General features: G+C 33.9%; 20 protein-coding genes. 11 read left to right on the top strand and 9 right to left on the bottom strand.

The window, feature by feature from the left end; all coding sequences use genetic code 11:
• Positions 1-41: 41 nt before the first annotated feature.
• Positions 42-770, bottom strand: coding sequence for an NYN domain-containing protein (locus ACE94K_RS13875; protein WP_378173308.1), 729 nt, complete (start codon positions 768-770; stop codon positions 42-44).
• Positions 771-824: 54 nt separating this feature from the next.
• Between ACE94K_RS13875 and ACE94K_RS13870 the strand changes: the two genes are divergently transcribed.
• Positions 825-1,559, top strand: coding sequence for a YqjF family protein (locus ACE94K_RS13870; protein ID WP_378173305.1), 735 nt, complete (start codon positions 825-827; stop codon positions 1,557-1,559).
• Positions 1,560-1,691: 132 nt separating this feature from the next.
• Positions 1,692-2,207, top strand: coding sequence for a porin family protein (locus tag ACE94K_RS13865; RefSeq protein WP_378173303.1), 516 nt, complete (start codon positions 1,692-1,694; stop codon positions 2,205-2,207).
• Positions 2,208-2,258: 51 nt separating this feature from the next.
• Here ACE94K_RS13865 and ACE94K_RS13860 read toward each other — a convergent pair whose 3' ends face one another.
• Entirely contained in the window at positions 2,259-3,494 is a 1,236-nt protein-coding gene (locus tag ACE94K_RS13860) for a DEAD/DEAH box helicase (RefSeq protein ID WP_378173300.1), read from the bottom strand.
• A gap of 331 nt (positions 3,495-3,825) precedes the next feature.
• Here ACE94K_RS13860 and ACE94K_RS13855 point away from each other — a divergent pair, with 331 nt between their 5' ends.
• The 7 genes from ACE94K_RS13855 (at position 3,826) to ACE94K_RS13825 (ending at position 12,484) form a co-directional block, all read left to right on the top strand.
• On the top strand, positions 3,826-4,638 hold the full coding sequence (locus tag ACE94K_RS13855; protein WP_378173297.1) for a hypothetical protein: 813 nt from the start codon (positions 3,826-3,828) through the stop codon (positions 4,636-4,638).
• Between the two features lie 98 nt (positions 4,639-4,736).
• Positions 4,737-6,662 (top strand): BatA and WFA domain-containing protein, encoded by a 1,926-nt coding sequence (locus tag ACE94K_RS13850; RefSeq protein WP_378173295.1) that lies wholly within the window; start codon positions 4,737-4,739, stop codon positions 6,660-6,662.
• Entirely contained in the window at positions 6,659-7,912 is a 1,254-nt protein-coding gene (locus tag ACE94K_RS13845; protein WP_378173292.1) for a dihydroorotase family protein, read from the top strand. The genes ACE94K_RS13850 and ACE94K_RS13845 overlap by 4 nt, the downstream gene beginning before the upstream one ends.
• 95 nt (positions 7,913-8,007) lie before the next feature.
• Positions 8,008-8,337, top strand: coding sequence for a DUF4870 domain-containing protein (locus tag ACE94K_RS13840; RefSeq protein ID WP_378173290.1), 330 nt, complete (start codon positions 8,008-8,010; stop codon positions 8,335-8,337).
• A 189-nt stretch (positions 8,338-8,526) separates the two neighbouring features.
• Positions 8,527-9,165, top strand: a complete 639-nt coding sequence (locus ACE94K_RS13835; protein WP_378173287.1) for a hypothetical protein — start codon at positions 8,527-8,529, stop codon at positions 9,163-9,165.
• A gap of 43 nt (positions 9,166-9,208) precedes the next feature.
• The gene (locus ACE94K_RS13830) at positions 9,209-9,868 is read left to right on the top strand and encodes an alpha/beta hydrolase (protein WP_378173285.1); all 660 of its coding nucleotides are present in this window, start codon (positions 9,209-9,211) and stop codon (positions 9,866-9,868) included.
• A 72-nt stretch (positions 9,869-9,940) separates the two neighbouring features.
• The gene (locus ACE94K_RS13825; RefSeq protein WP_378173282.1) at positions 9,941-12,484 is read left to right on the top strand and encodes a PQQ-dependent sugar dehydrogenase; all 2,544 of its coding nucleotides are present in this window, start codon (positions 9,941-9,943) and stop codon (positions 12,482-12,484) included.
• 11 nt (positions 12,485-12,495) lie between these two features.
• Here the strand turns inward: ACE94K_RS13825 and ACE94K_RS13820 are convergent, their stop codons facing one another.
• The 3 genes from ACE94K_RS13820 to ACE94K_RS13810 form a co-directional block, all read right to left on the bottom strand.
• Positions 12,496-12,651: a YdeI/OmpD-associated family protein gene (locus tag ACE94K_RS13820; protein ID WP_378173280.1), complete on the bottom strand. Its 156-nt coding sequence runs from the start codon at positions 12,649-12,651 to the stop codon at positions 12,496-12,498.
• Positions 12,652-12,658: 7 nt separating this feature from the next.
• The gene (locus tag ACE94K_RS13815) at positions 12,659-13,084 is read right to left on the bottom strand and encodes a DUF1801 domain-containing protein (RefSeq protein ID WP_378173277.1); all 426 of its coding nucleotides are present in this window, start codon (positions 13,082-13,084) and stop codon (positions 12,659-12,661) included.
• A gap of 82 nt (positions 13,085-13,166) precedes the next feature.
• On the bottom strand, positions 13,167-13,601 hold the full coding sequence (locus ACE94K_RS13810; RefSeq protein WP_378173275.1) for an SRPBCC domain-containing protein: 435 nt from the start codon (positions 13,599-13,601) through the stop codon (positions 13,167-13,169).
• A 116-nt stretch (positions 13,602-13,717) separates the two neighbouring features.
• Here ACE94K_RS13810 and ACE94K_RS13805 point away from each other — a divergent pair, with 116 nt between their 5' ends.
• Positions 13,718-14,260, top strand: a complete 543-nt coding sequence (locus ACE94K_RS13805) for a hypothetical protein (RefSeq protein ID WP_378173272.1) — start codon at positions 13,718-13,720, stop codon at positions 14,258-14,260.
• Between the two features lie 57 nt (positions 14,261-14,317).
• On the opposite strand, the gene ACE94K_RS13800 is transcribed toward ACE94K_RS13805, so the two are convergent.
• From ACE94K_RS13800 to ACE94K_RS13790, 3 genes are read right to left on the bottom strand one after another with little or no spacing between them, the layout of a single operon-like run.
• A complete protein-coding gene (locus ACE94K_RS13800; RefSeq protein WP_378173269.1) occupies positions 14,318-15,244 on the bottom strand; it encodes a GyrI-like domain-containing protein in 927 nt (308 codons plus the stop codon).
• A gap of 12 nt (positions 15,245-15,256) precedes the next feature.
• The gene (locus ACE94K_RS13795; protein WP_378173267.1) at positions 15,257-15,646 is read right to left on the bottom strand and encodes a hypothetical protein; all 390 of its coding nucleotides are present in this window, start codon (positions 15,644-15,646) and stop codon (positions 15,257-15,259) included.
• A gap of 58 nt (positions 15,647-15,704) precedes the next feature.
• Positions 15,705-18,107 carry a TIM-barrel domain-containing protein gene (locus tag ACE94K_RS13790; RefSeq protein WP_378173264.1) on the bottom strand — a complete coding sequence of 801 codons (2,403 nt, stop codon included), beginning with the start codon at positions 18,105-18,107 and terminating at the stop codon, positions 15,705-15,707.
• A gap of 296 nt (positions 18,108-18,403) precedes the next feature.
• Between ACE94K_RS13790 and ACE94K_RS13785 the strand changes: the two genes are divergently transcribed.
• Complete coding sequence (locus ACE94K_RS13785) at positions 18,404-21,268, top strand: esterase-like activity of phytase family protein (RefSeq protein ID WP_378173261.1); 2,865 nt, start codon at positions 18,404-18,406, stop codon at positions 21,266-21,268.
• 82 nt (positions 21,269-21,350) lie between these two features.
• Here the strand turns inward: ACE94K_RS13785 and ACE94K_RS13780 are convergent, their stop codons facing one another.
• Positions 21,351-21,806 (bottom strand): hypothetical protein, encoded by a 456-nt coding sequence (locus tag ACE94K_RS13780; protein ID WP_378173259.1) that lies wholly within the window; start codon positions 21,804-21,806, stop codon positions 21,351-21,353.
• Positions 21,807-21,842: the final 36 nt, after the last annotated feature.

The raw sequence follows: 21,842 nt of genomic DNA, 5'->3' as shown, positions 1-21,842 counted from the left end.
CTATTCTAATTTTTGGCGAAGATACAATGTTATAAACAATTCTATTTGTTACGCACATAAATGAGTTTAAACTTTCCGCTACTATGGTCTCGCTGATCTATCTCAAATTGCTTTAGAGAATTAAACAGAGGTGTCAGTTTTGCAAAGCCAAAGTTTCTTGAATCAAAATTAGGCTGTTTTTTTAGAATTAGGGAACCTACATCACCCAAAAACGCCCATCCATCCTCATCTGCTGCATCATCTACAGAGTTTCTAAGTAATCTTATAATATTAGGTGTGATCTTATCTAAATTTGATTTCTCTGATTTTTCTTTACCATCCTTCTTCTCAGTATCTTTCTTAAGAATTTCCAGGTAAATAAACTTATCACAAGCAACAATAAATGGATCCGGAGTTTTCTTTTCGCCTATTCCATATACGACTACACCAGCTTCTCGCAATCGCATGGCTAACTTGGTAAAATCACTATCCGATGATACCAGACAGAAGCCATTAACCTTTTCTGAATATAAAATATCCATAGCATCTATGATCATCGCAGAATCCGTAGCGTTTTTTCCTGTTGTGTAACTATACTGTTGTATTGGATTTATGGCATTTTCCAGTAAGAGATTTTTCCACTTTGCTAAATAAGGTTTAGTCCAGTCCCCATAAATTCGTTTGATAGTAGGAGTTCCATACTTGGTGATCTCTTCCATCATCTCTTTTACGTACTTTGCAGGGATATTATCGCCATCAATCAGGACAGCTAATTTTGTATCTTTAATCATGTGCTTAAAGGTACGTAAATACACTATTTAATAAAAACATTCAATAGTAATCTAATGACCATTCGAAGAATATTGAAAAACACTGGACATCGACCTTGGGAATTACCAAAACAACCGTGGAAATTCTACCAAGAATGGAATAAGGTAATTTTTTTACATTGGAAAGTAGATCTTGATGAACTCAAAAATTTTGTCCCAAAAGAATTAGAAATTGATACTTTTGAAGGGAGTCCTTGGGTGTCTGTGGTAGCCTTTTCTATGGAAAAGATTAGACCAAAAAATCTGCCATACTTTGACCCTATTTCAAATTTTAGTGAAATTAATATTAGAACTTATATTAAGACAGAAAATAAGACAGGGGTTTATTTCTTAAGCATAGAAGGAGGTAAAAAACTTTCCTGTATGATTGCCGAAAAGATTTCTGAACTACCTTATCGCTATTCAAAAATGACCAGAAAATCAGGGATCTATACTTCTACTAATGAACATTATGGAGATTCGCTTAAAATTGACTATAAAATAGGGAAAGAGCAAAATACCAAATCAACACTTGACATTTGGTTGACAGAGCGATATGCACTTTTTCAGGATTCTAAAGAAAATATAAATGAATATGAAATTCATCATCCCGAATGGTCACTACAAGATATTGAAATTAAAAATTTGATGATACAATATCCTCGTTTTGAAACATTATTAGAAAACAATCCAGACAAAATGTGCTACTCCAAAGGTGTAAAAGTACTTGCTTGGGGAATGCAAAAAAAGAATAAGTCTATGTATTATTGACACACTTTAAGGTGATATCATAAAAGATTTAAAATGTAAAAAAGAATATGATTCTCGAGTATAATTGCACTATTTAACCTTTTATTAGGGTGTAAGTTTCTATATTTGGTAATAACAAACAATAAATAACAGATGAAAAAACTATTTTTTTTAGCCATTGCGCTTATCGGTTTTATTACAATTTCTAGTGCTCAAAGTTTTAAATTTGGTATCAAAGGGGGAGTTAATTTTGCTAATATTGATGCAGGTTCTCGCTTCGATCCTGATGCAAGAACAGGATTTCATATTGGAGCTGTAGCTACACTAGGACTTGGAGATAAATTTGCGCTTCAACCAGAAGTTTTATATTCTGCTCAAGGTAGTGATGATTTGAAAGTCGATTATATTAATGTTCCTATTCTCTTAAAGTATAAATTCTTAAAATTTTTAAGTTTCGAAGCTGGTCCTCAATTTGGTATCGCAGTAAATGATGATTACGAAATTGGTGAGCCAGAAAGTTTTGATGTAAGTATCGCTGCTGGAGCTGGTGTAAAGTTTGGAAAATTCTTTGGACAACTAAGATATAATTATGGCTTCACCGATGTTGATGAAACGATCGGTAGTCAAAATAGAACATTTCAAATTTCTGTAGGATATTACATATTCTAATACAAGAAACCCGAAAGATTTAAAAAAGCGGAAGTCAGACTTCTGCTTTTTTTATGCTCTTTTTCTTGTTCTATTATAGTTTCTGTTATTTCGTCTTGATTTTGACTTTCCTTGTTGGTTTTTCTCTGGTTGCGTATGATTATCATCAAAGATAAAACTTGGTTCAAAACCTTCTATAGTTTCTTTAGACAGTGTTACATCTAATAATTTCTCTATTCCTTTAACATAAGCTACTTCGTCTTGTGATACGAGAGAGATTGCTTCTCCACTTGCTCCTGCTCTACCAGTACGTCCAATTCTATGCACATAGTCTTCAGAAATATTTGGCAATTCGTAGTTAATCACGTGTGGTAGTAAAGGAATATCTAATCCGCGTGCTGCGATATCCGTAGCTACCAATACCCTGATTTTATTTTGTTTGAAACCAGCTAGTGCTTTTGTTCTTGCACCTTGACTTTTATTACCGTGAATTGCGGCAGAGGTAATTCCACTTTTTACTAACTTTTCACTTAGGCGATTAGCTCCGTGCTTAGTTCGTGTAAAAATCAGCACCTGTTTCCAATTCCCTTCTGAGATAAGTTTGATCACTACCCCGGTTTTCTTCGTCTTATCTACTTTATACATCTTTTGGTCGACCTTCTCGGCTGTAGTATTTTCGGGGGCAGCTTCTACAGACACCGGATGATGTAAGATGTTATTTGCTAATTTCTTAATTGCTTTAGAAAAGGTAGCAGAAAATAATAAGTTTTGTCTTTTTTGAGGTAATAGTGCCAATATTTTATTAAGATCCCTCTGAAATCCCATGTCTAGCATTCTATCCGCCTCATCCAATACCAAAACTTCTATTTTTGCCAGTGATAAAGCTCGTTGACTATGTAAATCTAATAAACGGCCAGGTGTGGCTACTAATATATCTACTCCATTTCTTAGTGACCTGATCTGTGGATTGGCGTTTACGCCACCAAAAACTACCATGGAACGTATATCAACAAACTCGCTATAAGCCTTTACATTATCCAGAATCTGTGCTGCTAATTCTCTGGTCGGTGTTAATATTAAAGCTCGGATAGGTCTTTTTCTAAAATGTTGTCCTTGAGACAATAATTGAAGTATGGGTAAAGTAAAACCTGCTGTTTTACCCGTTCCTGTTTGAGCAGAGGCCAACACATCTTTTCTTTCTAAAATCGGTGGTATTGCTTTTTCTTGAATTGGGGAAGGAACAGTGTAACCTTTTTTATCGATTGCTCTTAATAAAGCATCGGATAATCCTAATGAATTAAATGACATATAAATTGTTTACGAAATAACAATGTATGATGTAATGCCATTTCTTAATATCTGCAAAGGTACGTTTAATTTTTGTAGGTAAGATAAAAAGTGCCTCTTTCATCCTTTAAATGATATTATTTTAAATTTTTAACCTTTAACCGTATACCTTAAAGTCTTGTATGAATACATTGTATTCTATATAATACAGGACATCAACTTGGTCTGATATACTTAGTGAAAATTAACTGAAAACAGTGTACGTTCAAGATTTTCTAATAACTACATTTATAATGGCTTTTTCGGATCGTGAGATAGTTAACCATATTGTTGCCTAAAATATTTCAGAAATATGAAATTATCAATAAAAACTGAGTACATATTAAATCCTTTGTTCATAGTTTCTTTAGCAATTCTCTTACTTAATGATTTCTATCTAAAGTATGCATATCACAATTGGATGACCGGAAAATTATCTGATGTATTCGGAATCATAGTTTTTGCACTATTTTTTACATCTTTTGTTACCAGTGGTAAAAAGTATATTTTCATTCTCACTGCTGTTCTCTTTGGTTTTTGGAAAACCCCATTAAGCCAATTTATAATTGATTTTTGGAATAGCTTTCAAATCATTCAATATACGAGAGTGATAGATTATACCGATATCGTTTGTTTACTAATCTTAGTTCCTGTTTATAGATTTAATCCATCAATAAGTCAAATTGACACCAAAACCAAGCTATTCAAAACAATAAAATATGTAATCTGTGGTATTACAGTATTTGCCATAATGAGTACCTCGCAAATGCGTTATCCGTTGCCAAATTCCTTTAAACTTAATAAATATATTACGGTTAAAATGCCTAAGGACTCTTTGTTGAATCAACTGAAAACCGATAGCATATACTTTGAAAAAAATGGAAGTTTAATTATAAAAAAGGATACTTTGGAAAAGTATATTCTTAAAAACGTTGTTTTAAATTATGATACAATCCAGAGAATAACTATCGGTTTAAAAGATAAAAGAAAAAAGACCCATATCTATCTTGACAGTATTAAGATCAATGAAAATAAAGGAAATTATTATTTTTTTACATACGACAAAAAATGGCTTAAAAGATATAGAGTGGATTTAAAGGACTTATTAAAAAATCGAGATCAATAAAACTTGTGCAGCAAACTAAAAGAACTACTATAAAAATTCGTTAAGCCTAAACCGTCAATATGAAATCTTATAGTATATTTGACAAACTCTAAACAAGAATGCAGTTTAAACACCCTGAATTTCTTTACGCTTTATTTGCACTTCTTATTCCGATTATTGTTCATTTATTCCAGTTAAGGCGTTTTCAAAAAGTCCCATTTACAAATGTGCAGTTTCTGAAAGCTGTAACAATACAAACACGTAAAAGCTCTCAAATAAAAAAATGGCTTACACTTCTCGCCCGTTTATTGGCGCTTGCAGCACTTATTGTTGCTTTTGCACAACCTTTTTTAGCCTCTGAAGAAATTGTTGGTAAAAAAAGTGAAACAGCTATTTATCTTGATAACTCTTTTAGTATGCAGGCCAAAGGTTCAAAAGGTCCTCTATTACAAAGAGCCGTTCAAGAATTATTAAGTGTTTTACCCGAAGATGAAAGTATTTCTATTTTTACCAATACAAAAACTTTCAAACAAGTCACCAAAAGGGATGTACAGAATGATTTACTCCAGTTAGAATATACTTCTAATCAGATACCTTATGCTGCTGCTTACCTAAAAGCTAAACAACTCTTAAGCGATACTCCCGAGACCATCAAAAGAATCATCATGGTTTCTGATTTTCAACAAAAAAATGAGACCTTTGATCTCCCTTTGGATTCTGAAACCAAAACAAATTTTATTCAACTTAAGCCTGTAACCCGACAAAATATAGCAGTTGACAGTCTTTTTCTAAAGAGAGATGCCAATAATGAATTAGTACTCAATGTCTCACTAAGCAATTCTGAAACTAATACCGATAATGTTTCCGTTGCCTTTTATAATGATGAAAAATTAATTGCGAAAACCTCTGTTACTATTCCAAAAAATGGTAAAACCACTACAATTTTTAAAATTGATGAAAACACAAAGGTCAATGGGCGAATTGTTCTGGAAGATCCAGGGTTGTCATTTGATAATTCGAGATATTTTACCATTAATGCCCCTGAAAAAATCAAAGTTGTAGCAATTAATGAAACAAACGACAACTTTATAAAAAACATCTATACACCAGACGAATTTTCATTAATAAGTACACCTTTAGACAAACTTAACTACAACGATATTAGCAACGCTAATCTTGTACTCGTCAACGAACTCAAAGAAATACCTGTTTCATTAATTAATGCACTTAAATCCTTTGCCAATCAAGGGGGTGTTATCTGCTTTATCCCTTCGGTTAATGGCAATTTAGCTTCCTATCAACAACTTATTAGTGGTTTTTCGACCGAAGGACTATTAGCTCAAAAAACACAGGAAAAGAAAATAACAGGTATTAACTTTTCGCATCCATTGTATAGAGGAGTTTTTGATAAAAAAGTCACTAATTTTCAATATCCAAAAGTCAACTCTTTGTACCAGACAAGTGCTGTCAACAGCATATTGTCGTATGAGGATGGTACTCCTTTCTTTTATCAAACAAATGCGCTGTATATTTTTACTGCATCTATTGATAATGAAAATTCTAATTTTAAAAATTCACCATTAATTGTTCCTACTTTATACAATATCGGAAAACAAAGTTTACAACTATCTGATATTTCATATACAATAGGACAAACAAACGTTTACGATATTCCAATATCGCTAGGACAAGACGGAATATTATCATTAGAATCCGATGAAGAAAGTATTATTCCTTTTCAACAGAGTTTTGCGACAAAAGTCAGAATCACTACAGAAGAAGTTCCTACCAGGGCCGGTATTTATGTACTCAAGGATAAAGAAGAATTGATTCAAAATGTAAGCTATAATTACGATACTTCAGAAAGTAATTTACAATATTATGATCTTTCTACCACCGACGAATATGAAGTAAACGATTCTATAATATCTCTATTTGATCAAATAAAAGAAGAAACCAGTATTCACGAACTTTGGAAATGGTTTATTATTTTTGCTTTGATTTTCTTACTAATCGAAATGCTACTATTAAAATATCTCAAATGAAGTTATTATTAAAGGCCGCTACCATAATTGATCCTTCATCGCCCTTTCATAATCAAACGATGGATATTCTAATTGAAAATGGTATCATTAAAGATATCGATGCGCTCATCGAAGCAAATGAAACAATAGAAGAGATCAAATTAGATACGTTACACGTATCACAAGGATGGTTTGACAGCAGCGTAAGTTTTGGAGAACCTGGATATGAAGAACGAGAAACTATTACTCACGGACTCACTGTGGCTGCCAAAAGTGGATTTACAAATATCGCCCTTAATCCCAATACTTTACCCGTAATAGACACAAGTGCATCTGTAGGTTTCCTAAAAGGAAAAGCGTTACAAAATGCAGTAAACTTGCATCCTGTTGGTGCCTTGACCACAAAATGTCAAGGTGTAGATTTGGCTGAACTGTATGACATGCAACAGGCAGGAGCAGTCGCTTTTGGAGATTATAAAAAACCGGTTGAAAATCCTAATTTGCTTAAAATAGCTTTATTATATGCTCAAAATTTTGATGGACTTGTAATTTCTTTCCCTCAGGATAACAATATTGCAGGAAAGGGTATGGTGAATGAAGAAGAACAAAGCACCTTATTGGGACTAAAGGGAATTCCTGCTCTGGCGGAAGAATTACAAATCTCCAGGGATTTATTTTTGTTAGAATATACCGGAGGAAAATTACATATTCCTACCATATCTACTGCAAAATCAGTACGACTAATAAGAGAAGCTAAAGCAAACGGACTTAATGTAAGCTGTAGCGTATCGGTTCATCATTTATCTCTAACGGACCGAGAATTAATCTCTTTTGACACGAATTACAAAGTTTTACCCCCGTTAAGAACCAAAAAAGATGTTGATGCATTATTAGAGGGTATTAAAGACGGAACTATCGATATGGTTACTAGCGATCATCACCCTATCGATGTAGAACATAAAAAAGTAGAGTTTGATAATGCAGACTATGGAACGATAGGATTTGAAAGTGCATTTGGAATACTAAACAATATATTAAGTATAAATGAAACCATAGGATTACTTACTAAAGGAAAATCTGCATTTGGAATTGAACAGATTTCCATAGATAAAGGAAATAAGGCCAGTTTATCCCTGTTTACTCCAAAAGGAAATACCACTTTTAACAAACAATCTATTTTATCAACTTCTAAAAACAGTGCTTTCATAGGTAAGGCAATCAAAGGAAATACTTACGGTATTATCTCTAATGGTCAAATAATATTAAAATAAATAAGGGCTTTGGTTTATCTGCTATTGATAACAGGTATTTATTGTTACTTAAATTCTTTAGCACAAAAACATTAAAATAACAAACAACATCAATCATGCAATCAGATTACGAAAAACAAGGAAAAACAGCTGCAATTGTATCATATATCACACTTATAGGAACAATCATCGCATTTTTTATGAATCAAGATGATAAAAACTCGTTTGCCAGTTTTCATATTAGGCAAGCATTGGGTATACATATTGGTTTCTATCTGTTAGGAGCATTGGTAAGTATGTTCGATTCCTGGCTAATATCTTCATCCTTTTATGTTTTTATATTTGTACTTTGGGTTTTCGGCTTGATAACAGCCGTTAGAGAAGAGCAAAAACCGGTTCCTATTGTAGGATCTTATTTTCAAGATTGGTTTACGTTTATTAAATAAAATGTACTCATCAATTTGTCCTTTTTGAAACGTTTTTTAAAATTATTTTTAAAATTAATCATCTTCGTTTTTCTTAGCATTCTTACTCAGGTAGGTGGCATTATATACTTAGTGAGCGAAATGGTAATTTCCTCTAGAGTCCGATCATACAGAGTAAAAAAACTTGGTCTGTTTATCGGGTTATACCTGATGAGTACTTTTTTCATTGTACCCAATCTCGCTCCTTTATTCGGAAGAGAAAAAATAAAGAACAATGATCTTGTCCAAAGCTGCTCTTTTTTCACCATCCTTTGTAATAGAAATTACGTAACTCCAGAATTAAATGTTGCTATTCAAAGAATTGCAAAAGCTATGATTAATAGACATTCCAATACCAAACTTGTATATCTAGATGCTAATTTTCCTTTCATTGATGGATTTCCATTACCACCACATTTAAGTCATAATGATGGTAAAAAAATTGATATCTCTTTCATTTACAAAAATAAAACAGGTAAGATTACTAATAAAAAACCAGCTCTATTTGGATATGGAGTATATGAAGATCCCAATCCTGGAGAATATAATCAAATCAAAGTGTGCAAGAAAAAGGGATTCTGGCAATACGATTTTGCAAAATACTTAACCTTTGGAATTACAAATAATCAACTTAAGCTTTCGGAAAAAGTTACAAAAGATTTACTTTTGACCATTGTAAAAGAACCAAAAGTTAGAAAGGTATTTATCGAACCTCATCTTAAAAATCGATTAGGCGTGCAAAGTCCTAAAATAAGATTTCATGGAGGTCAGGCGGTAAGACACGATGACCATATACATCTACAACTGTAAGGTATACTTGTACAAGTCAGTCAAATATAAAAAGAACCCACAAATGGAGACAAAAACGTTATCGCTACATCATATCATTAAAATACCAACAATAAAAAAAGATAAAACACCTGTTTTATTCATGTTTCATGGTTATGGTAGTGATGAGAATGATTTGTTTTCATTTGCTCCAGAGTTGCAGGATGAACTATTTATCATATCCGTTAGAGCTCCTTATCCTATGCAACCATATGGTAACGCTTGGTATGCTATCTATTTTGATGCAGCTCAAGGAAAATTTAGCGATGATAAACAGGCTATAGAATCCAGAGACAAGATTGCCAATTTTATAGACGAGGCTGTTGTAGCTTATGATCTGGATGCTGATAATGTTACCTTACTCGGTTTTAGTCAGGGTACTATTCTTAGTTATGCCGTGGCACTCTCCTATCCTGAAAAAGTAAAAAACGTAGTTGCTCTGAGTGGATATTTGAACGAAGATATTCTAAAAGAAGGTTACGAGCAAAAGGACTTTTCTAAACTTAACCTATACTGCTCTCACGGAAGTGTAGATCAAGTAATACCAATAGATTGGGCAAGAAAAGCTCCTTTAAAACTTGCCGAACTCGGAATACAAACAACCTTAAACGAATTTCCTGTGGGTCACGGTGTAGCTCCTCAAAATTTTTATCAATTCAAAGAATGGTTGAGCAAACATCTTTAAAAACATACCAAAACCATACTAATTAGCAGTTTTTTTCGTTGCAATAGAGTCACTTATCTTAAAACTCTAAATATGAAAACGCTAACCTCACCAATTGTTTTCTTGCTACTTTTTGTAACCTTATTAAGTACAGCACAGATTACTTATCAAGCTGCATTTCCTAATATAGATTTTGAATTTCCTGTAGAAATACAATCTCCAACAGATGGAACAGATCGTATGTTTATTGTAGAACAAAGGGGAAGAATCAAAGTATTCCCCAGAATAAACAATGTGGGTAGTGCTGATGTTGATACGTTTTTGGATATTACAGATCGTGTTCGTTTTAGAGATGGCCAGGAGGTAGGATTATTAGGACTAGCTTTTCATCCAGAATATGAAACAAATGGATACTTCTACTCCTATTATACTACAACTAGCCCTGTACCTAATATTTCAGTAAGAATGGTACTTTCCAGATTTACAGTGGATGCTGTTAACCCTAACTTTGTAGATCCAGACAGTGAACTTATTATTTTCCAGTTTGATAAAAACCAAAATAATAGTAATCACAACGGTGGTAAGATTGCTTTCGGACCTGATGGATACCTTTATATCTCTATCGGTGACGGTGGCGGTGGAAATGATCCCGAAGGGAATGGACAAAACAAAAACACTGTTTTTGGTAGTATTCTCAGAATAGATATAGATCTGGACGGTAATAATCCTGTAGAAGCAAATCCAGAATTACCTAATGGTAATTATGAAATCCCAAGTGACAATCCTTTTCCCGGTAATGTAGGCAATGGATTAGATGAAATTTATGCATACGGAATTAGAAATACCTGGAAATTTTCTTTTGATGACGTAACCGGAAGATTATGGGGTGCTGATGTTGGACAGGGAGCCTTTGAAGAAGTCAATATCATCGAAAATGGGAAAAACTATGGATGGAGCCGATATGAAGCCAATTCTATAGCTAACAGCGGTGTCAATATTACTGAACCTGTTGTTTTTCCTGTTCACTTCTATAACCGAAATCAAGGAGATCGATCGATTACCGGTGGTTATGTATATCGTGGATCCGAAATTACTAGTTTAAGCCCGGACATCAGTTCTAAATATATTTTTGGTGATTATGTAAGCGGAAGAGTTTGGGTTCTGGATTATAATCCATCTACAGGAGCTGCTAGTAGTACATTGCTCTTCAATACCTCTGGTCAATTTGTTTCTTCATTTGGAGTAGATAAAAATGGTGAATTATATTTTAGTGACTACGGAAGTAATGCTCAAATTTATAAGTTAGTGGATGGTACTACTGCTCCATCAGGAACTGCGGTAAATGGTATCGGACGGTGGGAAAATCTAAATCAAGGAATACCAAATGGTATGGTACAATCTGTTGTAACAGATACAAATGGTGATGTTTATCATGCAGGGACATTTAATCAGGCAGGAAATATAACCGCTAATAACATTGCTGTTTGGAATGAATCGAGTGGTTGGAGAACGTTAGGCACAGGATCTAATGGAACCATTAATGTTCTTGCCATTGCACCCAATGGTAATCTCTATGCAGGTGGTTCGTTTTCTGAAATAGGAGGTGTTTCTGCGAACAATATCGCTCTTTGGAATGGTAGCAACTGGTCTGCTCTTGGATCGGGAGTAGATGGAACAGTAGCCGCCTTGGTAATTGACAATAATAGTAATGTGTATGTAGGAGGAGTTTTTGAAACAGTAAATGGAAACACTGTTAGAAATATTGCTTTATGGAGTGGTGGCAATTGGTCTGCCCTCACAGATGCAACCACGGCAGTAGCAGGCACCAATAATGAAATACGGTCTTTGGTTCTGGATAGTGACGGTATATTATATGTGGGCGGAAATTTTGATGAAGCCGGAAATAATACCGCTAATAGAATTGCAACCTGGAACGGAATCAATTGGGGCACTCTCGGAACTGGAACCAGTGGTTTCGTTGAAGCAATAGCAGTAACACCAACCGAAGTATTTATAGGTGGTAATTTTTCTATCGCAGGAGGTCAAACAGTAAATCGTATTGCAAGATGGAATAAAAACACGGCTAGCTGGTCTCCATTAAACAATGGAGTCAATAATATTGTAAATACGTTAATTCACGATGGTTCTAATTTATTTGTTGGAGGTGCATTTGATACTGCTAATATAGATACCAGCAACAGCATTATTGTGAACAATATGGCGCGATGGAATGAAACTGACGGTTGGGATGCTCTAGGTACCAACACGAATGTCGGAGTAGATATTAAAATCAATAGTATGAATTTTGCGTCGGACAGTAATGGGGTAGATAAAATATTTGTTGGTGGTAATTTCTCAATAGCGGGAGCAATTAACTCAAATAATACGGCACAGTGGTTATCAGAAAACATTTTAAGTATTCCTGATACTACAGATCAGCAAACGGTATACCTATACCCTAACCCTACCACCGGAATGGTACAGTTACCTGATGAGAATGATTGGGTGCTCATAGATAACTCAGGTAAAATTTTAAGAAAAGGAAGAAGTGCTATTATTGATATATCAGAATACGCTGTTGGAATGTATTTTTTAAAGATAGATGGCAAGAATTCGTTAAAAATTATAAAACGATAGCTTTCTTAAATTTATCGATATGTATCATTCAACCCAATTCCTTTTAGGATCATAGGTATAATTTTTTCTACTCTTGAAATTCGAGTAGCTTCTCGTTTTGCAGTGGCTATATATTCTTTATATTCCTTTTGCTTAAATGGTGTTAACTTGCCAAAGCGTACCTTCATTTGAGGATTAGTATCTAAGAACTTGTAGTTCGTTAGGCATTTCGATATCCTTAGATTTTTTTATTGTTATTTCTTTACCATCTTTTTGATTCTGAATTGCTTCCTGTACGTATTTCAATACTAGATCTCTGTCTATTTCTGAAATATTATTGAACCGCCACTGTCGCAACCCTCTAGTCTTACCTTCCTGAGCATTTATCAATTTGTTATGTGCATCCTTTAAAAACACACCTTGATAAAACCAAACTCCTACATACGATTTAAAAGCTCCCAAACCTATTACATTTTTACCTCCAATAGTATATACAGGAGCTCCCCATTTTATGGTTTCCTTCATTTCTGTAGAAAGCATGATGGATCTTAATAATTCTAAACTTTCTTTCCATTCAGATTTCTTTGAAATAAATTCTTCTACGGATTTGTTCTTTTCCATTACTTAAAACTTTAGAATATAGGTGACCACAGCTAATGTATAAAAATCCCAGATAATTAATAAATCCTAAAATCCAATCAAATTATTTTCCTAAATATGTTTTCAATCTTTCTCCTATAAAGTAATTCCATCCTTGTTGGCAACTTTCTCTTGTGAATTCGGGAATATCTGATGGGAGATCTTGGGTTACCGTTAGAGAAAGTATAAGCCTTGTCCCCTCATCTTCCTTAAACAACTCAAAGGTAACATAGGCATCACCAGGGTATTCTTCATAACTCCAAGTATAGGTAATCTTCTTATTCGGTATAACCTCAGTAATCTTCCAGCAATGTGTGTATTTTCTATCTTCTACCTGTACTAAAAATTGTGTCTCGAATCCCACTTCTGGTATAAAGGATTCAATAGTATCAAAAAACCAAAGTCGCATCTCTTTTACATCCGTTATCGCTTTCCAAACCTTATCAATTGAAACAGTGAAAGTTTCTTCAACAGTAATGGGTACATCCGTGGTTTTCATGATTTTTTGAATTTTATAGATAACCTTTTATCACTATACCTAAAATAAGGATGTTCTGTGTATCTGCAAAATAACATTACGGCATTAAATTTGATCAGCAATATCAAAATCAAATTATGAGGGCTTTATCGTATATTACATTTTTTTTACTACTATTTTCATCTTGTATACCTACCAGAATAGCACCCAACATCAAAGAAGATAAGGTAATGGTGGCTAAAAAATTCAAAAAAGGACTTCCAAAAAGAAGCTCTTTTATTTTTGAAGATCCTAAAAACGCTAATGAGTTTTATCAGTTTATTAATTACAAATTTAAACTGAATGATAAAGACGTAGCTTGGAACGCTCCTTTTATCATAAATAAGGAAGAATATTATCTTTCTTTTCATGAGGTAGAAAGAACCTCTAGTACAATCAATCTTGCACCAATGATTATAGACGCTGCTTTAGAAGCCAATGAAGTAAATCCGGTTCTAGAAAATTTATACACCAGTCGTAGCGGAAAATGGTACGTAGTTCTTACGGTTAATGACCAAGATTTTAAAGATTGCCTTAAAGACAACTATCTTAAAAGAGATGAAATTGTAACTTTTCTGCGTCAACTCAGAAAAGAATATTTATCTACAAGTAATTACAACAAATATTTATTGATGGATTAACGTAATTAGAATATGACAAACTGGGGTATTACAAAACAACTACCTCAGTTTATTTATTTATATAATAGGTATATAAAAGTCTACCAAAAATTTATTCTCCGGATGTGTTCGGAAATCATTATGATAAATTTCGAAGGGTTTTTCTTCTGCTTTTTGGTACCCTTGTTCACTCATCCATACAAAAAGACTACTCCAGGCCTTTTCAAAATCATTTGGTGTAATTTCAAAACGCCCCACAATACTTCTCCCTTTTTTGATAGTACCCGGAATAAATTCACCTTCAGCAATCACTGGCTTCTCCATTAACATACAGATACTCATTCGCACCTTATCCGGTGAAGTAATCTTAAAACTATCATGAAACACTCTTGCCATTTTGGTTCCAGGATTTTCTAAAATCCCTTTGGATCTCCCCCACTGTATTAATTTTTCAAAAGCGTTTTCGATTCCATTAATTCCTATATGAGTGATACTCGCAAAATGTAACTCAGGTGTTTTTTTAACTTCAATTTTTGCATTCATTGTAATCCAGTTTAAATGATTATTAATATTGCAAATGTATTTTTCGAAGATCAAATTCTCTTGTCCGATCTTGCTTTCGGCTTTACGAATCTTGCTAAATTTACTCGGAAGTTGTTTTCGGAATTCGGTTGGACTCACTCCATAAAACTTTTTGAATGCTCTGGTAAAAGAAGAATTACTATTAAAACCATATTGTGATGATAGTTCGGTAATAGATATTTCTTTTTGATGCATTAATATAGAGGCCATTTTTTCAATGCGTCTTCTATTGATGTACTCATTTAATGTTTCGCCAATGACGGCTTTAAAAATTCTATGAAAATGAAAAGGTGAATAAAAGGCTACTTTCGAAACAGATGCTAATGATACATCGCCATCCAGATGCTCATCAATATATTGCAATGCCAAATTGATTCGACTGATATACTCTTTGTTTGTTTCTTGTTCTGAATAGAGTTTCATACTAGCACCAATTTAATCCAGGTCGTCTCTATTAAAATCCTTTGTAAAATCATTCGTGTTTTTAAAGCCTAATTTTTCAAGCTTTTCAAAATATGGGATATAATCAAGTTCTTCAAATTCATACGAATCCACCTTCCATAAAAAATGTATGATCCATTGGTACCATCTTGCAGGAGCAGGATATTTTTTTAAATATGCTATACGATCATCAAAATTTAATCCTTCTTGATCAAGCCATTCATTCAAAATCATTATATGAGTTTCTCCTCCTCCCATTCTCCACCCCATACTGTATGGATGAAAATTAGGAGCATATATCCACGGTGGTGGAATATCACCATGTGTTTGTATAAGTTCTTTACTGGCTTGTATATACCACTCTGAATTTTTATGTTTTCCCATTTACCTGATTAGAATAGCGTATAACAATAAGATATATGCTATTAAAAATCAAATATACTTAAAACGTTATCTCCACCTTCTCAATCACCGCAGAATTCCAGTCAAATTCTATAGATAAAGTTTTATCTTTTTCATTCCAATCGGCTTCAACGGTTTTGCCTCCAACAGTCACAGATTTTGGAGCGGTTTCAATATTATGTACAATTAATGAGATATTACGGGCTGTTTTAGCATAGTCGTTTCCTGTTTCTGCCTTTAGGCTAATAGAAAGTACGTTATTTGTATTCTTACTTTCGAAATTTAGGATTTCGAACTTTCCTTTTTCAAAGGCATTAGGAGTTTTACCATCATCATCATATAATTTTCCAAAACTGTTTTCGACCGTAGTATCGTGATAATAATGTACCAACAATCCCTTAGTGCTATATGCTTCTGTATGCTGAACCGTTTCAACCATCGGAATAAATGATCCTCCTTTTACAAATACCGGTATATGATCTTCTACAGTTTCTACAGTAATATATCTTCCTCCTTCATATTTTTGACCAGTAAAGAAATCATACCAATTAAATCCTTTAGGGAAGTACACATCTTTTGATGCCACCCCTGGTTTTACAATGGGAGATACCAAGAAATTATCACCCCATAAGTAGGTGTTGGAAACGGTTTGCAATTCTTTAGTATCCGAATCTTCAAAAAACAATGGCCTCATTAACGGAACTCCGGTTTGATTGTTTTCAAAAGCCAAGGTATAATTGTATGGAAGCATTTGATACCTTAATTCTATACTTTTTTTAGCAAGTGCTTTGGTTTTCTTATCGTGAAAAACCGGTTCTGGAGCAATATGTTCTTGAGCGTGTGGCCTGTAAATTGGCTGAAATACTCCATACTGCAACCAACGAGTATATAACTCTGCATCAAACTTTTCGCCACCGGCAAATCCACCAAGATCCGAATGCATATATCCTAACCCCTGAATCGCCATGGATAATGCAATTTCTGTCTGTGGTTGTAATCCTCCCCAACTTCTACTCACATCTCCTGACCAAGGAATCATTCCAAATCTTTGTGATCCAGAATATCCTGCTCGCATTAAGATAAACGGACGTGTATCTGGGAAATCTTTTTGATATCCTTCTTGAACCAATCTTGCCCAATCGTGACCATAGATATTATGTACTTCATCTGCAGATCCTGTTGCATGTAATAATGCTGAAGGATGCACTTCTGGTTCTCCCAAATCTCCCCACCATCCTGCTACTCCATATTCTTTAGTATAGGTTTTATAGATATTCCAGAACCAGGCTGCGCCTTTTTGATCGTAAATATCTATAATTCCGGTATTGCCAAAATAGAAATCATAGGTAAAAGGATTGCCTAAGGAATCTTTTCCTAAAACTTTCTCGGCTACGGCTTCTTCCCATTTTTTTGATGTAGATAAAACGAATGGTTCTGTAATTAATATGGTTTTAACTCCTAGACTTTTGAAGTCATTGATCATTTGTTTAGGATTAGGAAATGAATCTTTAAGAAACTCAAAGTTCCCCATATGTCCTTTAATATCTTTTCCGAACCAATAAATATCAAGTATGACGGCATCTAGCGGAATAGAATCATTCTTAAACTTAGCAACAGTCTCTTTTGTTTCTTTTTCTGAATGATATCCAAAACGACTGGCAAAATTTCCAAACGCCCATCTTGGTGGTAATGGTTGTTTGCCGGTTAAATCTGTATACTGATCCATCAAATCTTTCCAATCATCTCCAGCTACTACCTGATAGGTCTTTCTACCACTAATAGTTTCATAACTCAATGTATTATCTTTTTTACTGTCTATATCCAGAAATCCTATAGGTGCATTATCAAAATGAACCGCATATGTTTTTGAAGATAACACTAATGGCATTGTGTAATTCATGAGTTCAGAACGAGTTTCATATCCATAATGTGCTCGGTTATACAGCTGCAACCGATTACCTCTTCTATTCATGCCTACGACTCTTGCTCCCGCTCCATATATTACTTCTTCTTTATCTAAATTGAAATTCAGAATCTCTGTAGAATCTGTTTTGACATATCCATTCTTTTCAGAAATCAATTCTTTACCTTTATATGTATAGGATATATGAAAAGGTTCTTTGATGATATGAACTTGGATACCATCTGAGCCATACACAATGGTTTTGTCCGTTTCGGTTAGTTGCGAAACAATTCCTTTTTCCAGAACTACTGCGTGAGACTGTGGATTAAAAGTTTCTCCTTTTGGAATAAATGAAGTCTCTATAATTTTATCTGAATATAATTTGATAATGTACTTTCCTTGATCTCTTGGAATCTCAATAAACCTATCTTTTTGGTAGCTATCGATATTAGTGATAAAATCACTAGTGTTTTTTTTACAAGAAAGACATATAAACGTTACAATTCCGAAAAGGAGAAAGGAAAAAGATCTTGACTTCATATAATGAATTTTTTCTAAAATAGATAAGTTTCAAATATAATAGAATCCCTTTAAAATAAGGAGGTAAGTGTAAACAGTGCTTTCGAATTATTGAATTTTCAGCTAAATTCAGAAATCGCAAGAAAAATCACAACAGTTTACTACAACGATTTCGTTTCTATAAGATTCCTTAAAACAAAATAATAAAACACCTAACCTAAAACTAAACATTTCTTGAGACTTACTAAACGATTTGGTAATACCAGAATTCTACTTTTAGGGTATCATTAACCAATTTAATTTTAATCGTTTTACACATGAAAAATCATTCTTATTTTGTTGTATGTAAATACAGAACATCATTACACTTTGCGGTATGTTTTAGCTTGTTCTTTTGTTACACCGTTTTTTCACAGACCGTTGAAGACAAAAACAAACCACAATTTGATCTATCATCAGATAATTATTACGGGCAAGAAATTTATGCCAAAGGTAAAGGTAGATCATTCAGAAATTTTGGGGATTTATTATTTTCCAGAGCAGTTTTAGAAGCAGCTAGTTTTTCGGAGGGTCCAACTTCAGGTTTATTTATTGGCGACGGTCCAATTAATGCACAAGAATTTCCTTTTGAAAACAAACAACCCGTACAAGGTTTCTCTGCCGTACTTAACAATTTTGATGGAACCTTTACAACGATGTCTGATAATGGTTTTGGAAGCATTGAAAACTCGGCCGATTACAACTTACGTCTTTATAAGATAAAACCCCGTTTCGAAACTTTTTTCGGAAGAGGTGAAGGAGATATTAAGGTTTTAGGTAATATTGAGCTAAGTGATCCAAATGGATTAATTCCCTTTACAATTACAAACCAATTTAGCCAAGATAGAATTTTAACCGGTGCTGATTTTGATATTGAATCTATCCAGCGAACTGCTAACGGTGATTATTGGATTGGTGATGAATTTGGTCCTTTTTTACTACATTTTGATAAAAATGGAATTTTATTAGATGCCCCATATGCTTTACCGGATATAGAGAATGTTGGTAAAGAATTGCGATCCCCTCAAAACCCATTTAACGAAGAGTCGAGTGCCATTAGAATAATGAACGCAATGAGAGCGCACGCAGCATCCAATGGAAGTAAAGCTCCGATAATGTCTCCTTGGTTTGTTATGCTGGATGACAATAACGAAAATACATTAGTAGAAAGTAGAAATACACCACCTGATGATTTGATAGCGGCTTCTAGCGAAATATTCAATGTTTCTTCGCTGAATCAGGCAGGACATGACGTAGTGGTATATACAGTTAATGATTCTTCTAATATGAACCGATTATTAGAATTAGGTGTGCAAGGCATCATTTCTGATCGCCCTGATTTGCTGTTAGAAGCTGTTCGGAATTTTGATAAAGATCAGGATGGACTGGCAGACTATATAGATACTGATGGGCTAATTGATGTCACTCTATTTGATGCACAAGGACATCGTGGTGCAAGAAATTTACGTCCCGAAAACACATTACCTTCTATGGAAGCTGCCCTAGATTTTTTAATGCCTACGCTAGAAACAGATTGCGGAATAACTTTAGATAACATTCCTATACTAGATCACGATCCACATATCGAAGCAGCAAAAACCAGAAAGGCTGATGGAACGCCATATACAATTGACGATGAAGTATTGGTAAAGGATTTTACGCTAGACCAAATTCAAAATACTTTTATAGCAGATAAAATTTTATCTGGAAGACCAGAACAGACCAATGATCTTTCATTATCTCCAGTATCTGTCGCTTTTGCCAATGAACGAGGATTTATTAACCCCTATATTATGCCATCGCTGCAACAGTTATTTGACTTTGTAGCGTTCTACGTGAACTATTATAAAAATGGAGACGGATCTTCTCATCCAGAGGCAATAAAACGGTGGAAAAATGCTGCTAAGATTCGTTTCAATATTGAAACAAAAATCAACCCAAGAACTGACTTAGATGATCGAGGAGATGTTTTTGCAGAGAGAACTGTTAGTCCAGAAACTTTTACTAAAGCTATAGCAGATGTAATCATCGCCAATAACTTAACAGATCGAGCTGACATTCAAAGTTTTGATTTTAGAACATTACTAATTGCCCAGAAACAATATCCTGAAATTAGAACTGTATGTTTATTTGGTGATTTTCCTAAAGTTGGGAACGTAGGCGATGGTACTAACTTACAAGATCAGAATGGCGAAAACACACCTTGGTTAGGAGGAATGTATTGGCCATATCGGATGACAAAACTAAATAATCCTTTCAAGGTAAAACAAAGCGGTGGTTTTGAAGGAATGGCTCTCACCACAGATAATACTTCATTATTGCCTTTATTAGAAAAGCCTTTAGATGATAGTGAGAATAACAATCTGCTAATCCACGAATTTAATTTGACTAGCAAATCTTTTACCAAAAATGTATATCAATATCCATTAAATGAAAGAGCAACTGCCATTGGAGATTTTATTATGTTTAGTGGCAATAGAGGATTAGTTATTGAAAGAGATGGATCTCAGGGAGATTTAGAAGGATTTAAAGCCATCTATGAAGTTGAATTAAATAGAGATTCTACTCTGGTTCAAAAACGATTAAATGTAAACCTACTAAAAATTAAAGATCCAAGAAGAATTTCTGAACCTGGTCTACCCGGAGATATTGGCATAGGTCGGGACTTTGCGTTTCCTTTTGTAACTATAGAAAGTATCGTTGTACTAAACCCATACCTGATTGGAGTTTTAAATGATAACAACTATCCTTTTAGTGTAGGAAGACACGTAGGTGAAAAGCTTCCTGATGACAATGAATTTATATTGCTTTGGTTGGATCAACGATTGGGCCTGCCTTGGTATCATAAAAATGAGAGTACTTCGAAGTTTAAAGACCATGATTTTAAAATATATCCTAATACGTTTTCAGAGCAAGTAACTTTTTCTGCAAATAAGAAAAACATCAATAATGTAGGAATACACATTTATGATATCTCAGGAAATCTTGTAAAAACCATTAAAAAATCAAATTTTGATAAAGATCGTTTCGAATATACTTGGAATGGTCAAACAGATACTGGTACAAAGGTAACCACCGGAATTTATTTCGCTATTATTGAAGCAGATGGAGAATTTATAAAGAAAAAACTAGTGAAAATTTAAAAAACAAAATAATCTACTTACTTACCAAACCAAAAGACCTGCAGCTTGCTGTAGGTCTTTATCTTACTATTTTTAAAGTACCCTAACTTTTAGGATACAAAAATGATTTTTCGACTTCAAAATCCACTACTCCATCTTTTCTTACATCGTAAATGATAAACAACTGCCCCCAATAAACTCCATCGGTAAAATCTGCTATGATCCATTTATGGTTAAGCAATCGAACTTTATTAATAGACATATTTCCTTCCATACCAACAAAAGGAACTATCGGATTATCTGCACCGGCCTTATTCTGACTTACAATTTGGTCACTAATAGTTAGCACCAATTCTTTGGCATTATATCCTTGCTCTTCAAAATAGCTTATAGCTTCTTCATCACTTTCTAGAGAAAAATAGGTAAGATCCAGAATTTTATCAATTAAAGAATCCCTTTCCATATCTCTGGACTTTAGCGCATCCTCCTTCTCCTCTATTTTGGCCATTAGATTTTCAATCTTACCGTCGTACGATTCTTTGGCTTTTTTAGCATTCATAAACTGGAACAGTATGAATAACACAGAAAAAATAAA

The organism is Aquimarina besae, assembly GCF_042434905.1.
Taxonomy (GTDB): Bacteria; Bacteroidota; Bacteroidia; order Flavobacteriales; family Flavobacteriaceae; genus Aquimarina.
Note: the sequence above shows the minus strand (reverse complement) of the source record. Positions and strands in the feature narration are given on the sequence as shown.

Coding starts and splice junctions, on each gene's coding strand:
- ACE94K_RS13835 (WP_378173287.1), top strand. CDS start 8,527: ATGAGTACTTTTTTCATTGTACCCAATCTCGCTCCTTTATTCGGAAGA.
- ACE94K_RS13785 (WP_378173261.1), top strand. CDS start 18,404: ATGAAAAATCATTCTTATTTTGTTGTATGTAAATACAGAACATCATTA.
- ACE94K_RS13865 (WP_378173303.1), top strand. CDS start 1,692: ATGAAAAAACTATTTTTTTTAGCCATTGCGCTTATCGGTTTTATTACA.
- ACE94K_RS13800 (WP_378173269.1), bottom strand. CDS start 15,244: ATGAAACTCTATTCAGAACAAGAAACAAACAAAGAGTATATCAGTCGA.
- ACE94K_RS13795 (WP_378173267.1), bottom strand. CDS start 15,646: ATGGGAAAACATAAAAATTCAGAGTGGTATATACAAGCCAGTAAAGAA.
- ACE94K_RS13855 (WP_378173297.1), top strand. CDS start 3,826: ATGAAATTATCAATAAAAACTGAGTACATATTAAATCCTTTGTTCATA.
- ACE94K_RS13825 (WP_378173282.1), top strand. CDS start 9,941: ATGAAAACGCTAACCTCACCAATTGTTTTCTTGCTACTTTTTGTAACC.
- ACE94K_RS13815 (WP_378173277.1), bottom strand. CDS start 13,084: ATGGAAAAGAACAAATCCGTAGAAGAATTTATTTCAAAGAAATCTGAA.
- ACE94K_RS13790 (WP_378173264.1), bottom strand. CDS start 18,107: ATGAAGTCAAGATCTTTTTCCTTTCTCCTTTTCGGAATTGTAACGTTT.
- ACE94K_RS13805 (WP_378173272.1), top strand. CDS start 13,718: ATGAGGGCTTTATCGTATATTACATTTTTTTTACTACTATTTTCATCT.
- ACE94K_RS13840 (WP_378173290.1), top strand. CDS start 8,008: ATGCAATCAGATTACGAAAAACAAGGAAAAACAGCTGCAATTGTATCA.
- ACE94K_RS13845 (WP_378173292.1), top strand. CDS start 6,659: ATGAAGTTATTATTAAAGGCCGCTACCATAATTGATCCTTCATCGCCC.
- ACE94K_RS13820 (WP_378173280.1), bottom strand. CDS start 12,651: ATGAAGGTACGCTTTGGCAAGTTAACACCATTTAAGCAAAAGGAATAT.
- ACE94K_RS13780 (WP_378173259.1), bottom strand. CDS start 21,806: ATGAATGCTAAAAAAGCCAAAGAATCGTACGACGGTAAGATTGAAAAT.
- ACE94K_RS13850 (WP_378173295.1), top strand. CDS start 4,737: ATGCAGTTTAAACACCCTGAATTTCTTTACGCTTTATTTGCACTTCTT.
- ACE94K_RS13875 (WP_378173308.1), bottom strand. CDS start 770: ATGATTAAAGATACAAAATTAGCTGTCCTGATTGATGGCGATAATATC.
- ACE94K_RS13870 (WP_378173305.1), top strand. CDS start 825: ATGACCATTCGAAGAATATTGAAAAACACTGGACATCGACCTTGGGAA.
- ACE94K_RS13830 (WP_378173285.1), top strand. CDS start 9,209: ATGGAGACAAAAACGTTATCGCTACATCATATCATTAAAATACCAACA.
- ACE94K_RS13860 (WP_378173300.1), bottom strand. CDS start 3,494: ATGTCATTTAATTCATTAGGATTATCCGATGCTTTATTAAGAGCAATC.
- ACE94K_RS13810 (WP_378173275.1), bottom strand. CDS start 13,601: ATGAAAACCACGGATGTACCCATTACTGTTGAAGAAACTTTCACTGTT.